Annotated in this window: 12 protein-coding genes; all 12 read right to left on the bottom strand. The window is 60.6% G+C overall.

Going from position 1 to position 15,405, the window contains the following annotated elements:
- Positions 1–77: 77 nt before the first annotated feature.
- The gene (dnaE, locus tag EKH79_RS07180; RefSeq protein ID WP_126673132.1) at positions 78–3,626 is read right to left on the bottom strand and encodes a DNA polymerase III subunit alpha; all 3,549 of its coding nucleotides are present in this window, start codon (positions 3,624–3,626) and stop codon (positions 78–80) included.
- An 84-nt stretch (positions 3,627–3,710) separates the two neighbouring features.
- The gene (locus tag EKH79_RS07175) at positions 3,711–4,184 is read right to left on the bottom strand and encodes a TlpA family protein disulfide reductase (RefSeq protein WP_158621212.1); all 474 of its coding nucleotides are present in this window, start codon (positions 4,182–4,184) and stop codon (positions 3,711–3,713) included.
- Between the two features lie 151 nt (positions 4,185–4,335).
- Positions 4,336–4,533 carry a hypothetical protein gene (locus tag EKH79_RS07170; RefSeq protein ID WP_126673130.1) on the bottom strand — a complete coding sequence of 66 codons (198 nt, stop codon included), beginning with the start codon at positions 4,531–4,533 and terminating at the stop codon, positions 4,336–4,338.
- Positions 4,534–5,026: 493 nt separating this feature from the next.
- Positions 5,027–5,674 carry a ribonuclease HII gene (rnhB, locus tag EKH79_RS07165; RefSeq protein WP_126673129.1) on the bottom strand — a complete coding sequence of 216 codons (648 nt, stop codon included), beginning with the start codon at positions 5,672–5,674 and terminating at the stop codon, positions 5,027–5,029.
- A gap of 14 nt (positions 5,675–5,688) precedes the next feature.
- Positions 5,689–6,906: a lipid-A-disaccharide synthase gene (gene lpxB, locus EKH79_RS07160; RefSeq protein WP_126673128.1), complete on the bottom strand. Its 1,218-nt coding sequence runs from the start codon at positions 6,904–6,906 to the stop codon at positions 5,689–5,691.
- A gap of 66 nt (positions 6,907–6,972) precedes the next feature.
- Complete coding sequence (gene lpxA / locus EKH79_RS07155) at positions 6,973–7,746, bottom strand: acyl-ACP--UDP-N-acetylglucosamine O-acyltransferase (protein WP_126673127.1); 774 nt, start codon at positions 7,744–7,746, stop codon at positions 6,973–6,975.
- A complete protein-coding gene (gene fabZ / locus EKH79_RS07150; RefSeq protein WP_126673126.1) occupies positions 7,743–8,216 on the bottom strand; it encodes a 3-hydroxyacyl-ACP dehydratase FabZ in 474 nt (157 codons plus the stop codon). Before fabZ ends, lpxA begins: the two co-directional genes overlap by 4 nt.
- Positions 8,209–9,237: a UDP-3-O-(3-hydroxymyristoyl)glucosamine N-acyltransferase gene (lpxD, locus tag EKH79_RS07145; protein WP_126673125.1), complete on the bottom strand. Its 1,029-nt coding sequence runs from the start codon at positions 9,235–9,237 to the stop codon at positions 8,209–8,211. The genes fabZ and lpxD overlap by 8 nt, the downstream gene beginning before the upstream one ends.
- Before the next feature lie 136 nt (positions 9,238–9,373).
- Positions 9,374–11,788, bottom strand: coding sequence for an outer membrane protein assembly factor BamA (bamA, locus tag EKH79_RS07140; protein ID WP_126673124.1), 2,415 nt, complete (start codon positions 11,786–11,788; stop codon positions 9,374–9,376).
- A gap of 224 nt (positions 11,789–12,012) precedes the next feature.
- On the bottom strand, positions 12,013–13,362 hold the full coding sequence (rseP, locus tag EKH79_RS07135) for an RIP metalloprotease RseP (protein ID WP_126673123.1): 1,350 nt from the start codon (positions 13,360–13,362) through the stop codon (positions 12,013–12,015).
- A gap of 35 nt (positions 13,363–13,397) precedes the next feature.
- Positions 13,398–14,570, bottom strand: coding sequence for a 1-deoxy-D-xylulose-5-phosphate reductoisomerase (locus EKH79_RS07130; RefSeq protein WP_325050588.1), 1,173 nt, complete (start codon positions 14,568–14,570; stop codon positions 13,398–13,400).
- A gap of 5 nt (positions 14,571–14,575) precedes the next feature.
- Positions 14,576–15,397 carry a phosphatidate cytidylyltransferase gene (locus tag EKH79_RS07125; protein WP_126673122.1) on the bottom strand — a complete coding sequence of 274 codons (822 nt, stop codon included), beginning with the start codon at positions 15,395–15,397 and terminating at the stop codon, positions 14,576–14,578.
- Positions 15,398–15,405: the final 8 nt, after the last annotated feature.

Genomic DNA, 15,405 nt, shown 5'->3' with positions numbered 1-15,405 from the left:
GGCACAGAAGCGGGGCAGTATACCGGGCCAGCCAAAAAGACGGGAACGGAGCCGTATGGGGGCTGTGCGCGGCGTCGCTAATCGCCGTTTCCGGTCTTGATCAGCCGCACGCCTGCGCCCACCACCCCTGGCATGCCGCGTACGGCGCGCAGAAGCTCGGGGATAGCGTTGACATGCCACTCCTCGCCCAGTTCCAGGTCGGCCTGTGCGTTGGCGTTGTGGTAGCCGCTGAGGACGACACTGGCACGACCGCCACGATGTCCCGCCAACGCCTGGCGCAATTGCGGGATGAAATCCGGTCCGACGCCGTTGATTTTGACGCGCAGCAGTCGCGCAAAGCGGCGGCAGGCGTCGCCGAGGGTGTACGCGCTGCGGGCGCGCACCTGAAAGCCGCCGCCGGAGAAGTCGTCGATGCGCAAACCACCTTCGACCACGAGCATTTCATCGCGGGTGAGCAACGGTGCGACTTGCTGGTACAGCTCGCCGAAGAAGCTGACTTCGATGCTGCCGGTGCCGTCTTCCAGCCGCACGAACGCGTCGCTGTCGCCGCGTTTGCGCACGGCGGTGACCATGCCGGCGACGGTCCACGGTGTGTCGGGGCCGCGACGGAAACGATTGCCGTCGTCGCCATCGTTCTTGCGTGGCTTGGGCGGCTGATAACGATCGACGATCTCGCCGAGCGGGCAGGTAGCCAGTTGCGCCAGCTCCTCGCGCCACGGGTCGGTGGGATGGCCGGAGAGGTAATGGCCCAGCGTGTCGCGCTCGCCCTGCAGTTTCTGTTCGAGCGGCCATTCGGGTGCGGTGGGAAGATCCACGTGCACAACCTGCGCGGAGGCGCCCATCGCTGCACCGAACATATCGTTCTGCCCGGATTGACGGTCGCGCAGATGTTGCTCGGCTGCTTTGATCGCATCGGGCAACTGCAGCATCAAGCTGGCGCGCGTAGGTGCCAGCCTATCGAGCGCGCCGGAAAGAATCAGCGCTTCGAGTACACGCCGATTGAGTTTGGACGGATCGACACGACGGCAGAAGTCCGCCAAATCCTTGTACGGGCCGCCTTTGGCGCGTTCGTCGGCAATCGCTTCGCACGCGCCTTGGCCCACGCCTTTGATGGCGCCCAGGCCATAGCGAATGACCTTGGGTTCGACCGCGACGAACATGAATTTCGACGCATCCACGTCGGGCGGAAGCACCTTCAGCCCAATCGCGCGCGATTCGTCGAGGAAGGTGACCACCTTGTCGGTGTTGTCCATGTCCGACGAAATCGTCGCCGCCATGAATTCGGCGGGGTAGTGCGCTTTCAGCCACGCGGTCTGATACGACACCAGCGCGTAAGCAGCTGCGTGCGATTTGTTGAAGCCGTAACCGGCGAACTTTTCCATCAAGTCGAAGATGGAATCCGCTTTGTCGCCGGTGAGGCCGTCTTTGGCAGCGCCTTCGCGGAATTTGGCGCGCTCCTTCGCCATTTCCTCGAGTTTCTTTTTGCCCATCGCACGACGCAGCAGGTCGGCGCCGCCGAGCGAGTAACCGCCGACGATCTGCGCCATCTGCATGACCTGTTCCTGATAGACCATGATGCCGTAGGTCTCTTTCAGGATCGGCTCGACACGCGGATCGGGATATTCCACTTCTTCGCGGCCGTGTTTACGCGCGACGAAGCTGGGAATCAGGTCCATCGGGCCGGGACGATACAGCGCGACGAGTGCGATGATGTCTTCGAAACGGTCGGGCTTCGCATCCTTCAACATGCGCTGCATGCCGGAGGATTCGAGCTGGAATACTGCTACCGTCTGCGCTTTTTTCAGCAGCTCGTAGGGCGCGGGATCGTCGAGCGGCAGCGTCGCGATGTCTACCGGCGCTTCGCCGGTTTGAGCGCGCCGCACGTTGATCGCCTTCACCGCCCAATCGATGATCGTGAGCGTGCGCAGACCCAGGAAGTCGAACTTGACGAGACCGACCGCTTCAACGTCGTCCTTGTCGTACTGCGTCACCACGCCCGAACCGCCCGGTTCGCAGTACAGCGGTGCGAATTCCGTCAGCGGCTTCGGACCGATCACCACGCCGCCAGCGTGCTTGCCGGCGTTACGCGTAAGGTTTTCGAGCTTGAGCGCGAGATCGATCAGCGATTTCGCCTCTTCGTCCTGCGCGTAAAGCTCGCAGAATTCCTTGACGACACGATCGGTTTCTTTCTGCGATTTTTCGGAACGGCCCAATGCATCGGACAACGTCAGATCGAGTGGGCGCGGCGGAATCAGCTTGGCGATGCGATCGACCGCGTTGTAGCCCATGCCCAACACACGGCCCGAATCGCGCAGCACAGCCTTCGCGGCCATCGAACCGTAGGTGATGATCTGGCTGACGTGATCGCGGCCGTATTTGCGCGCGACGTAATCGATCACCTCGTCGCGGCGATCCATGCAGAAGTCGATGTCGAAGTCCGGCATCGATACGCGTTCGGGATTTAGGAAGCGCTCGAACAGCAGGTTGAACTGCAGCGGGTCGAGATCCGTAATCTTGAGCACCCACGCAACGAGCGAGCCTGCACCTGAGCCGCGCCCCGGCCCCACCGGAATGCCGTTCTGCTTACCCCAGTTGATGAAGTCCGCCACGATCAGGAAGTAGCCGGGGAAGCCCATCTTGATGATGACGTCCAGCTCGCGCTCAAGGCGCGCTTCGTAATCGGCGAGCGAGTAGCCGTCGGCGAGCGGTGCGATGTCGAGACGTTCTTTCAGACCTGCGCGCGCAATTTCGCGAATGTAACTGGCAAGGTCGTGGCCTTCCGGCACCGGAAAGTCGGGCAGGTAGTACGTGCCGAAGGTGAGTTCGAGATTGCAGCGCTTGGCGAGCTCGACCGTGTTTTCCAGCGCTTCGGGAATGTCCGCAAACAACTCGGCCATTTCCGTCGGCGATTTCAGGTATTGCTGTTCGCTGTAATCGCGCGGGCGTTTGGGATCGGCCAGCACGCGGCCTTGATTGATACACACGCGCGCTTCGTGCGCTTCAAAGTCGGTTTGCTTCAGGAAGCGCACATCGTTGCTGGCGATCACCGGCAGATTGGCTTCGGTGCCCAACGCGAGCGCTGCGTTGTTCCATGCCTCTTCGCCTTCGCGGCCGCAACGTGTCAGTTCGAGATACAGGCGATCCGGAAAAAGCGCAGCCAGCATGTAGGTGCGTGAACGTGCGTGATCCGTGCCTTGATGAACGGCGATGCGTCCAATCTCGCTTTCACGGCCGATCAGCGCGATCAGGCCTTTCGTCGTTTCGACGTTGAGCCATGCCGCATCGACCAGCGCGCGCCCACCTTGCTGTCCGTCTCGCCATGCGCGCGACACCAGGCGCGAGAGGTTGAGATAACCCTCGTGGTTCTGGCAGATCAGCGTGAGACGCCACGGGCGCGGATCGTCGGGCGCGCTGATCCACAGATCGCAGCCGCCAATCGGTTTGATGCCGGCCGCCGTGCACGCCTTGTAGAACTTCACCAGCGCGAACATGTTGCATTCGTCCGTCAGCGCGACGGCGGGGATACCTTCGCGCACGCACGATTCGACCAGCGCCTTGATGCGGATGGTCGAGTCGACCAGCGAATACTCGCTGTGCAGATGCAGATGAGCGAAACGGAGGGCCATGGCTCGCACGCGAATCAATGGCCCAGCCTAACGGTGTGGTTCGAGCCGGGCAAGAATTGACAATCGGCGACGCAGCGCTGCGGTTTACGGCGCGTGCGTATCGGCGGGCACCGGCGCTGCAAGCAGCGTATTGAGCTCGCTGGCGATGGTGTCGAGCATGGATTCGTCGTACCCGACATGCACGTAGGCGATGCGCCCATCCCGGCCGATCATCACCATGTGCGGGATGCCGGTGACCCCGTAGGCCGCGGAAGCGGCCGCTTTGGTGTCGTAGGTCAGCAGCAGGTCGGTTTTCCGCAGGTTGTGATGAATCTGCCGGAAGTTGTTGTAATCCTCTTTGTAAGAGATGGCGACCACTTGAAGCTGGTTGGCGCCCGCAAGCTTCTGGACGTTGGCCAGGATGGGTAGCTCCTTGAGGCAATAGCCGCACCAGGAGGCCCAGAAGGTCACGACGACCACTTTGCCGTGCATATCCTCGACGCGGACATCGTGGTCGTTGGCGTCGCGCCCCAGATAGCTGGGCGCCGGATCACCGCTGCCGGGCAGCGTGGTCGCCATGGCAACGTGACTGAAAAGCACAAGCAGTGCGAAAAAACACGCCCGACGCAGATGCATGGCCGCTTCCCCTGGAATTTCGCCAAGGTTAGCGTGATCGCGTGGTCAGGAACCAGCGCTGGCCTGGAGCAGGAGAATGATCAAGAAAACCGCATCAACGTACGCGGAAACAATCGACATCCACCACGGCATCGATGTAGTGCGAGAAGCTGTCGACGCTTAGCGGCTGAAGGTTGTAATCGAGGTGCTTTTCTCGGGCATCCGTGACTTTTGCAGACGGCTTGGCGGCTTCGGCAGTGAGCGTTGCGGCCGAGGTTGCAGGGTATTCAGGGTGAGGGCGGATCAAGCGCATGACGAAAATCCTCTTGATAGCCTGCTGGCGCGAGACAAGCGTGTGCTCATCGCGCGTTGCGTCAGGCTGCTGACGGGGGCGTCCATGCGAGATGACGTTGCGACAGTGCATGCGAGCTGCCGCAATGACCTTACGATTCCATTCCACACCTGCTTGGATGCAGCCGCAATAGGAAAGGTTGCCTATTTTTATAGACGTGGATGGTTATTGGAGCCTGCTCACTATCTCCGCGTGGCCCTCGCCGGGAGCTGTTTGCGCGCAAGCCAAGGAGGAGTGAGGGCGCGTATGTCGATACGTAACCGAGCGAGGACGCAGGCATGCGGGCAAACAGACCCGGCCCTTCGGGTTGTATGTGAGCGACTCTCAGACAGCAGCGCGCGGCTTGACCAGACAGCCAGTCTGGCGCTGCGCCACGCGCTGCTGTCTGAGAGTCGCTCACATACAACGAGGGCTACGCGGAGATAGTGAGCAGGCTCTTCCGTCACAAAAAGGCTTAGAAAAGCTCGCCTTGATCGAGCAGCAGACGCACCGGTGCAAAGCTGTGCCGGTGCTGCGGGCAAGGGCCCAGTCGCTTCAACGCGGCCAAATGCTCGGGCGTTGAATAGCCTTTGTGTGCGGCGAATCCGTAACCGGGATGTTCCGTATCCATCGCCATCATCAGTCGATCGCGCGTGACTTTTGCAAGAATGGATGCCGCGCTGATGGCAGGAACCAGTGCATCGCCACCGATAATGGCGCGTCCAGGGCAGGGCAGATCTTTCGGTAGATGATTGCCGTCGACCCACGCTTCGACTGCCGCTGGTGTGAGGCCTGCAACGGCACGACTCATACCGGTCATCGTCGCCTGAAAGATATTGATGCGATCAATCTCATCCCTTTCGACGACGACGACGCAATAAGCCAGCGCGCGTTCAATGATCAGCGGAAAGAGTTTCTCGCGACGTGCTTCGCTGAGTTTCTTGGAATCGTCCAATCCGTCGACGGGCTGTTGTGGATTGAGCACAACGGCGGCGACAACCACCGGGCCCGCGAGTGGCCCACGTCCGGCTTCATCGACACCGGCGATGAGGATGCCCTTGGCATTCGTGTCGTCGAATGGTCGTCTGTCGACCGGAGTGCGAGCAGTTGCAGTGGGTTTCATCGAAGCGGTGCCGTTCAGTGCTTCGCTGCAGCGGATTTTGCATCCACCAGTTCGGCGATGGCGGCAGCGGCGTGATCGCCGGCATGCCCATGCAGATCGCCGCGCAGAATATCGTGAAGTTGTTCGAACGCCGCGACGATAGCGCCGCGGCGTTCGCTGTCACGGAAAAGCGACAGCGTGGCGTCTGCGAGTTTGCCGGCCGTGCAGTTGTCCTGCATCAATTCGGGAACGAGCATGACCTTGCTGCCCATACCGCACGCTCGCGCAAGAATGTTCGGCAGCGCATAGACGTCCGTCTTCAGCATCTTAAGCGTGCGCGCAATGCGATAGCTGATGGGCGAAACGCGATAGCCCACAACCATCGGGCGTTTGGCGAGCATGGCTTCCAGCGTTGCGGTTCCCGAGGCGAGCAGCACGACGTCTGCAGCGAGCATGGCGTCGTGAGCGTGGCCCTCCATCAGGATCGGCATCATTTCGTCATGTGGGCCGCGCGCGAGCAGCGTTTTCATCGTCGCGAGCATTCGCGTGTTGGCGGCAGGGATCACAATGCGCAAGCCCGGAAGCGCGGATGCAACGCGGCGAGCGGCGTCGAGGAAGATGGCGCCCATGCGTTCCAGTTCGGAGGCGCGGCTGCCGGGCAGCACGGCGAGCACCGGCACATCCAATGGTAATTGCAGCGTGCGACGCGCAGGAATGCGGTCTGATACGAGCGGAAAACGATCTGCCAGCGGATGGCCGACAAATCGCGCATCGATGCCATGCTTGGCATAAATCGGCGGTTCCATCGGGAATAGGCACAGCACCCTGTTTGCGCTGTGGCCAATCTTTTCCGCGCGGTTTTCGCGCCAGGCCCAAATCGATGGGCTCACGTAATGCACGGTCAGAATGCCCGCTTCCTTCAAGCGTCGCTCGACGCCGAGGTTGAAGTCCGGCGCGTCAATGCCGATGACGACAAGCGGCTTCTCGGCGATCAGTCGTGCGACGAGCTCCTTGCGCAGGCGCAGCAGACGCGGCAAATGGCTGACCACTTCGGCGAAGCCGAACAGCGAAAGCTGGCGCATGTCGTGCCAGGATTCGAAGCCCTGTTCTTGCATGCGAGTGCCGCCGATGCCGGCGAATCGTGCGTTGGGGTAGAAGCGGCGCAGCGCATTGATGAGATCGGCGCCGAGTTGATCGCCGGATTCTTCGCCGGCGATGATGGCGATCAGGGGGCTTTCTTTGTCGTCAGGCATAAGGGCACCCCAGGCAAGAGCCCATATTTGATTTGTTGATATGCGAGACGCATATCAACGTCAACATCAACGCGCCAGACCGCGCTCGCTACGATCGAGGAAATCGAGCATGGCGCGCACGTCCTCGCTGTCCTTCGCTTGTACCACCAGTTGCTCGCGTGCTTCGGCTAACGATAAACCCGAGGTATAGAGTGTGCGGTAGGCGCGCTTGATGGCCGTAATGCGTTCCGGTTCGAAACCGCGGCGCTTCAGGCCGGTGGTGTTCAAGCCACGCGGACGTCCGCCTTGATCGTTCGCCATCATCAGGAAAGGCGGTACGTCGGCGCCGAGCAGGCAGCCCATCGCGATGAAGGCGTGTTCGCCGATCTTGCAGAACTGATGCGCGCCGGAATAACCGGAGAACACGGTCCAGTCGCCCACTTCCACGTGACCGGCCAGCGCAGAGTAGTTGGAGAAAATAGTGTGGTTGCCGACGGTGCAATCGTGTGCGACGTGCACGTAAGCAAGCAGCCAGTTGTCGTTACCGATACGCGTAACACCACCGCCTTCGGGGGTGCCGCGATTGATGGTGACGAATTCGCGGATAAGGTTGCGATCGCCGATAACGAGCTCGGTGCGTTCGCCGCTGAACTTCATGTCTTGCGGATCGCCGCCCAGCGACGCGAATTGCGCAATGCGGTTGTCTTTGCCGATTCGCGTGGGGCCTTCGACGACAACATGCGGGCCGATGACAGTGCCATCACCGATATGCACGTCCGCACCAATAACCGTGTAGGCACCAATGCGAACATTTGCGCCGATAACCGCAGATGGATCAATTTGCGCGGTCGGGTGAATCATTTTTCGGACCTCGCCGCACACATCAGCTCGCAGCTGGCCACTTCCTTGCCGTCGACCAACGTGGCCGCCTCGAAAATGCCCATGTTGCGCAACAGGCGCTTGAGTCGAACTTCCATGCGCAGTTGATCGCCCGGAATGACCGGTGCATTGAAACGCGCGTTATCCACTTTGGCGAGATAGAAAAGCGAACTCGGCGAGCCGCCTTTCGAGCGAGCACTGAGCTGCGTCAGCAAACCTGCCGACTGCGCCATGGCCTCGACGATCAACACGCCCGGCATAACAGGGTGGCCAGGGAAATGCCCGGTGAAGAACGGTTCGTTGATGGTGACGTTCTTGATCGTGACGACGCTCTGATCGGGCACGAACTCGATCACCCGATCCACCAGCAGGAACGGGTAGCGATGCGGCAGCAGTTGTTGAATCTGCTCCACGCCCACCGGCAGCGTGATCGGAGCGGTGTTGTCAGTCATCAGTCTTATCCTTTTCCAGCGCCGACACTCGGCGCGCGAGCTCATCCAGGTGCTTGAAACGCGCAGCATTACGACGCCACTGGCGGTTTTCCTGCAGCGGTATTCCAGAGGAATACTCGCCAGCTTCCCGAATCGAATGGGTTACGAGGCTTTTGGCTGTAATGGTAACGCGGTCAGCCACTTCCAGATGCCCCAGCACGCCGGCGTTGCCGCCGATCATGCAATAGCGGCCAATTTTCGCACTACCGGCCACCGCTGCACAGCCTGCCATGGCCGTATGGGCGCCGACGTGAACGTTGTGGGCGATCTGGATCTGATTGTCCAGGCGCACGTCTTCTTCCAGCACCGTGTCATCCAGCGCGCCGCGATCGATGGTGGTATTGGCGCCGATTTCGCAGTCGTCGCCGATGCGAACGCCACCCAGTTGCGGCAGTTTCACCCAGTGATCGCGGTCGAAAGCCAGGCCAAACCCATCTGAGCCAATCACCGCGCCCGGATGCACGAGCACGCGCTTGCCGAGCGTGACGCGGGTGACCAGGGTTACGCGGGCGACCAGACGCGACTGTGCACCAACGGTGCAGTGAGAGCCAACGATGCAATGGGGGCCAAGCACCGCCCCGTCTTCGACCACGGCGCCGTCTTCGATCACGCAGCACGGGCCTATGCTTGCCGTTGCGCTCACACGTGCGCCCGTTGCAACCACTGCGCTTGGATGTATCCCGTGTGGGGCAGCAGGCAGATGTTCGAAAAGCGCGGCAATATGCGCGTATGCCACATAAGGGTCGCGTGCAACGAGTGCAGCGGTCGGACAGCTTGCAACAGCGTCGCTGTTCAGCACGACTACGCCGGCACGCGTGGTGGCCAGTTGCGCCGAATACTTGCTGTTCGACAGAAAGCTGAGCTGGCTGGGACCGGCACCTGACAATGTGCCGACACCATCGATGATGCGTTCGCCGTCACCCTTGAACTCAAGGGAAAAACGTTTGGCTAGTTCGCTCACTCTGTATTGGATCGTGCTCATGCAAGTTTCCCCAGCATGCGACGCATTGTAAGGGCTGAATCCACTACGCGCGCATTTTTCTACGAATCCAAAAGAAAGCGCGGCATAGCCGCGCTTTCTTTGACGTGTCCTTGCGGACCCGACGGTACCAGTCCGATTAGAACTGGCTGCCGAAGGTGAACTGAATGCGTTCGGTGTACTGGCTGTCGCCCGGCTGTTTGCGGAACGGGAAGCCCAGGCTGATGATCAGCGGGCCGATCGGTGCCTGCCAGTGCAGCGACACACCGGTGGAGGCATCGAGCTGGCTGGTGCGGAAATCGCTGATGGTTGGGAAGGCCTGGCCGACGTCGACGAACCACGCTACGCGAGCGGTGTTGATGTCCTTCAGGAACGGCAGTGGCAGATACAGTTCCGCCGTGCCGAGCACCTTGAATGCACCACCGATCGGCTGTGAATAGGAATAGGTACTGCCGGGGCAGTAACCGTTCGACTGCGGTGTGATCGGCCCGCCAGCAGTCGTTTGGCCCGCGCACGCGCGCGGACCAAGGGTGTTGTCCTGGAAGCCACGCACGTCGGTCACACCGCCAGCGTAGAAATTCATCCAGAACGGGAAAGCAATCGTCTGGCCAGCTTTGTATTCACCGTCTGCCGTATTGAATTCGTACGTCTGGTTACCGTACGTGTTGCCATAACCAACCTTGCCGTCTAGATAGAGCACGAAGCCCTTGCCGATCGGCCAGTAATGATTGGCTTCGCCGTTGAACGTCCAGTACTGCACGGTCGAACCCGGCAATGCGACGTTGACCGTGGCAGTCAGCTGGCCACCGTGAGTAGGTGCCCAATACGAGTTGCGCGTGTCGTGCACCCAGCTTAATGAGCCCGTCCACGAATGGATGGTGTCGTGACCCAAGGCGTTGATGTAGTCAACGAGGATCTGCGGGGTGTAGCCGACGTACGTGTTGAGCTTGGTGCTGCCGATACCAAGACTGCCTCTCAAACTATCGAAGTCGGTGATCGGGAAACCCAGCGTGGTCGAGAATGACTTGGTGCTGTTCGAATAGCTTGCGTACTGGCTGCCCAGGTCGGCGTAATCGGCGCGCGAGAACGACGCGTTGTAGCCGATGCCGACACCGCTATCGGTCAGGAACGGGTTGTAGTAACTCGCGCTGATCTGCGTGAGGTAATCGCTGCGCTCTGCGCTGACGCTGAACTGATCGCCGGTACCGAGGAAGTTTTTCTGCGACACCGAGCTCGACAGGATGATGCCCGAATACTGCGAGTAACCCACGCCAAACGTCAGGCTGCCGGCGGACTGTTCTTCCACCTTCACCGTCAGATCGACCTCATCGTCGCTACCGGGGACGGTCTGTTTGTCGATGGTGACCGTCTTGAAGTAGCCCAGCTGTTGCAGGCGGATCTTGGAACGGTCGATCGCCGCTTGCGAATACCAGGCGCCTTCCAGCTGACGCATTTCACGACGCAGCACATCGTCTTCGGTACGCGTATTGCCCTGGAAGATCACTCGGCGCACATACACGCGCGGGCCAGGCTGGATGTACCAGGTGATGTCGGCGGTGTGGGCGCTCTTGTCGAGCTTGGGTACCGAGTTGACCTTGGCAAAGGCGTAACCGATGTTAGCCAGCGTGGCCTTGATCGCATCGGACGTGGCTTCGATCGCGCGACGATTGAACAAGTCGCCATTCTTCACGAACACGAGCTGGCGCAGCGTCGCTTCCGGCAGGATCAGCTGACCGAGCAGATGCGTGTCGGAGATATGGTAGATGTCGCCCTGGACCACATCCGCGTCGATGTACATCGCGCGTTTGTCGGGCGAGATCGTCACCTGCGAGGAATCCAGGCCGAAGTCGGCGTAACCGCGGTCCATGTAGTACGACTGCAGTTTCTTCAGGTCGCCCGAGAGTTTTTCCTGCGAATACTGGTCGTTCTTCGAATACCAGGACAGCCAGTTGGTGGTGCCGGATTCGAAATCTTTTTCGATCTCGCGAGTGGTGAACGCCGTGTTGCCTACGATGTTCACTTCCTTGATCTTGGCAACCTTGCCTTCGCGGATTTCGATATCGATGGCGACACGATTGCGATCCAGCTCGGTCACGTGCGGAATCACCGATACGTTGTATTTGCCGCGGTTGTAGTACTGACGAATCAGTTCCTGCTGCACGCGATCAAGCGAAAGGCGATCAAAGGTTTCGCCTTCAGTCAGGCCGATATCCTTCAGGCCCTTCTTCAAGTCGTCGGTCTTGATGTCGTTGTTGCCGCGGATGGTGAGCTTGGCAATGGAGGGGCGCTCGACCACCTTCACCACCAGGATGTCGCCATCGCGTTCCAGTTCCACATCGCTGAAGAACTTGGTGTTGTACAGGGCGCGAATAGCCTGTTGGGCTTCTTCGTTGCTAAGACGATCGCCTTTGTTGATCTGCAGGTAGTTGAATACCGTGCCCGCGGAGATGCGGCTGAGACCTTCGATACGGATGTCAGAAACGACGAATGGTTCGAGTGCAAGCACACTCGTTGAAAGGGAGGCAAGCAGGATCAGGGCGGCGATACGCTTCATCGTCGATTCCGTTGTGTTATTCGGACGAAGCGATCATTCGATCGCTGCGCTGTATTTTTCTTCCCGAACCGGGACAAGCCCGATCCTTTAAGTTTTGTCCGCACTTGCGCTTGGCATGGCCGGCTGAACTACACCGGGAAGCCGCACGTTGCGGGTGATTTGCCACGCGGCACAGAAGCGGCGGCCAGCATCCAACCAGAGGTTGTCAGCGGCGCGCATCCGTATCACGAGGGCAGGATGATGCGATGGATGTCGTTGTAAAACGCCAACACCATCAGTGTGCACAGCAAGGCGAGACCCACGTACTGACCCGCGATCATGGTCCGCTCACTGACCGGGCTGCCCTTGACCAGCTCGATAAGGTAATACAGCAAGTGCCCGCCGTCCAAGACTGGAATCGGCAACAGGTTGACGATGGCCAGGCTGAGAGACACCAAGCCGAGGAATTCCAGGAATCGGTCCAGCCCCGCCGAGGCCGCGGCATTGGCGACCTGGGCGATGCCGATCACGCCGGAGAGGTTCCGCGTGGATGCCTGGCCGGTAAGCATCTTGCTAACCATGCCGAAGGTTTCGGTGGTCCGTTGCCAGGTCAGGTCGAGCGATTCGGTCAGGGCCTTGAAGGGGCCGTAATGCTGGATGGCCGCTTCGGGTGGCTGCGCGCCGATACCAATCGCCCAGTACGGCTTGCTGGCGTCCGTGGAGTCCAGGCGCGCCGTCAACGTGAACTGCAGCGGCTTGCCGTTGCGCAGAATGGCGATCGACATCACCGGCGACTTCACCGCATCGGCGGTGATCTGCTTGCCGATCTCTTCGAAAGTCTTTACGGCGACACCGTTGACACTCACCACCTGGTCGCCCGCCTGCATCCCCGCCGTAGCGGCCGGATAGCCCGGCTGCACGATGGCGGCAATCGGCGGGGGAGAGGCCGGTTGGATTCCGAGCTTGTCCATGTACTGGCCGACATCTTCGCCGGCCGGCAGCCGATTGAGCGGCAGTACGATGGAACGCTGCGTACCATCGGTGCCGCGTACCGTCACCGGGAGCGGCGAGCGGCCCAGCAATGCATTGGCAATGGCATCGGTAGCACCACTCCACGTGACGACGGCTTCGCCGCCGACGCTGAGAATGCGATCGCCCGGTTTGATGCCGGCTTGTGCAGCAAGACTTTGCGGTTCTGCCGTAACGATGGGTGCGTAGTCCGTACGACCCATCACGAACATCAGCCAGAACGCCGCGATCGTGAAAATGATATTGAAGCCAGGACCGGCAGCGACGATGGCGATGCGCTTCCAGATCGACTGATTGGTGAACTCCTGATGCAGCAGCGCGGGATCGACTTCACCTTCGCGCGCATCGAGCATTTTGACGTAGCCGCCCAGTGGAATTGCCGCAATCTGGTATTCGGTGCCATCGCGGCCGATGCGCTTCCAGATCGCATTGCCGAAGCCGATGGAGAAGCGCAAAACCTTCACGCCGCAGCGCCGCGCGACCCAGTAGTGTCCGAATTCGTGAAAAGTCACCAGCACGCCGAGCGTGACCAGCAACCAGAACACCGAGCCGAAAAAGGGATTCATCAATCAAGTACGTCTCTAAAGAAGCACAAAGCTTATCAGCAAGCGGTGCGAAGTACCCGCCGGGCTGCAGCACGGGCCGCCCGGTCGCGTTCGCGTAGGGTCTGGATATCGACCACAGGCTGCGGCGGCAGTTCCGTGAGGACCTGCTCAATTAGGTCGGCAATGGAAAGAAAGGGTAGGGACCCTGCCAGAAAGGCCGCTACGGCGACCTCGTTAGCGGCATTCAGAAGCGCTGGCGCATCGCCGCCCTCACGCAGGGCGGCCAGTGCGAGTGTCAGGCAGCGGAACGCGCCTGGATCGGGTGCCGCAAGCGCGGATAGGGTCTCTCTCTCACCGATCGGATGGCGGTTGGGCAGTTCGGCTCCGTGAAGCGCCGAATCGATGGCCGACCGCGCATCGAGCCAGCGCCCTAGCGCTTGGATTGACCCGTCGGCTCGCTCCAGTATGGCGGGTGCGATGCTTCGCGTGGTCAGCCGTACCTGAATCTGCGGGGTCGCCAGGAACAGATGATGGATAGCGAGGGCCTCCAGGCCCGTGTTCATCAGGGTGGCCGAATCGACGGCACGTTGGCGATCGGAGAGCTTGCCCGGGGTTGCGCCGAGGTCATCAGGCGTAACCGTCATAAGGTCGGCGCGCGTGCGTCCCGCGAAGGGGCCGCCGAATGACGTAAGGATCAGGCGCCTGACATCGGCGTGATTGAGATCGGCATGGGTGTTGCTGACGTATTGGGCGATCGCATGCGCCGCAGTGCTTAACGGGATTACTTCACCGCCACTTTCGGCGGCTGCGTTTCTCAACAGCGAGCCCGCGATCACGGCGGGTTCGTTATTCGCCAGCACAAGCCGTTTTCCGGCGCGTGCCGCAGTTAGTGCAGCATCGAGCGATGCCAAGCCCGTCATGGCGCATACAACGACATCGCACAGAGACGATCCAGCCGCGTAGCAGATGGCCTCGTGGCCACTGGCGACATCGCAACGAACGCCTGCGGCGGCGAGTCGCCGTGCGAGATCGGTTTCCAGTTGCGTATCTGCAATGATCGCCAGATCGGGCCGATGGCGAATACAAAGCGCAACAAGCGCTTCAACGTTGCTGTGCGCAACGAGCACGCTGGCACGAAGACGATCCGGGTCGTCACTTACAGCATCGAGGGTATGTTTCCCGACCGAACCCGTTGCCCCCAACACAGCGACATTGCGGATCGCGCTCACGCAATTCAAAGCCCGAGCAACAGCTTTCCGAGTGCGAAGACGGGAAGTGCGGCAAACACGCTGTCGAGGCGGTCCAGCAAGCCGCCGTGGCCGGGGAATAGTGCGCCGGAATCTTTCACGCTGGCGTGGCGCTTCATCAGGCTTTCCACCAGATCGCCAACGATAGAGCTGGCGACGGTCACAATTGCCACGACCACCAGGCCGATAAGTCGCGCATCGCGCACTCCCAACAACCAGCCGCCCACCAGAATCACCAATGCGCTGGCGACAAATGCGCCGTAAACGCCAGCCCACGTTTTGCCGGGGCTGATGTTGGGGGCTAGTTTGCGTTTGCCAAAGAAGCGGCCGGCAAAGTAAGCGCCGGTATCGGCGGCCCACACCAGCAGCATGGCGAGAAAGACCCACGCATGGCCGTGCGATTCGCCAGCATGAATATTCACGCCTGCGACCCATGCAGGGAAAATCACGAACGCGCCAGCCAGCAATTTGAGATTTCGATTTTCCGCGGTCGGTGCAGCACCAAAAGCGAAGTGCCGAAGCCATACGCACGCCAGCAGCCACCATGCGACACCGGCGGCAATCACCGCGGGCCACAGCAACGCAGAACTACGCAGCAGCCACAGCACGACAAAAAACACTGCGGCAAAGCCGAGCAAAATGCCCCGGTTAACGCGGTTCTTCATGCCGGAGAGGCGCGACCATTCCCAGGTCGCTGCGAGAAAGGCCGCGGCGAGTGCGACGGCGAAGAAATCCGTCGGCAAAAACAGAATCAGCAGGATGACAAGTGGAGCAAGAATCAGGGCAGTGAGGACGCGCTGGCGCAACATGAGCGTTC

The organism is Dyella dinghuensis (genome assembly GCF_003977615.1).
In the GTDB taxonomy this organism is placed as follows: Bacteria; Pseudomonadota; Gammaproteobacteria; order Xanthomonadales; family Rhodanobacteraceae; genus Dyella_B; species Dyella_B dinghuensis.
This window is presented reverse-complemented; position numbering and strand designations above follow the sequence as displayed.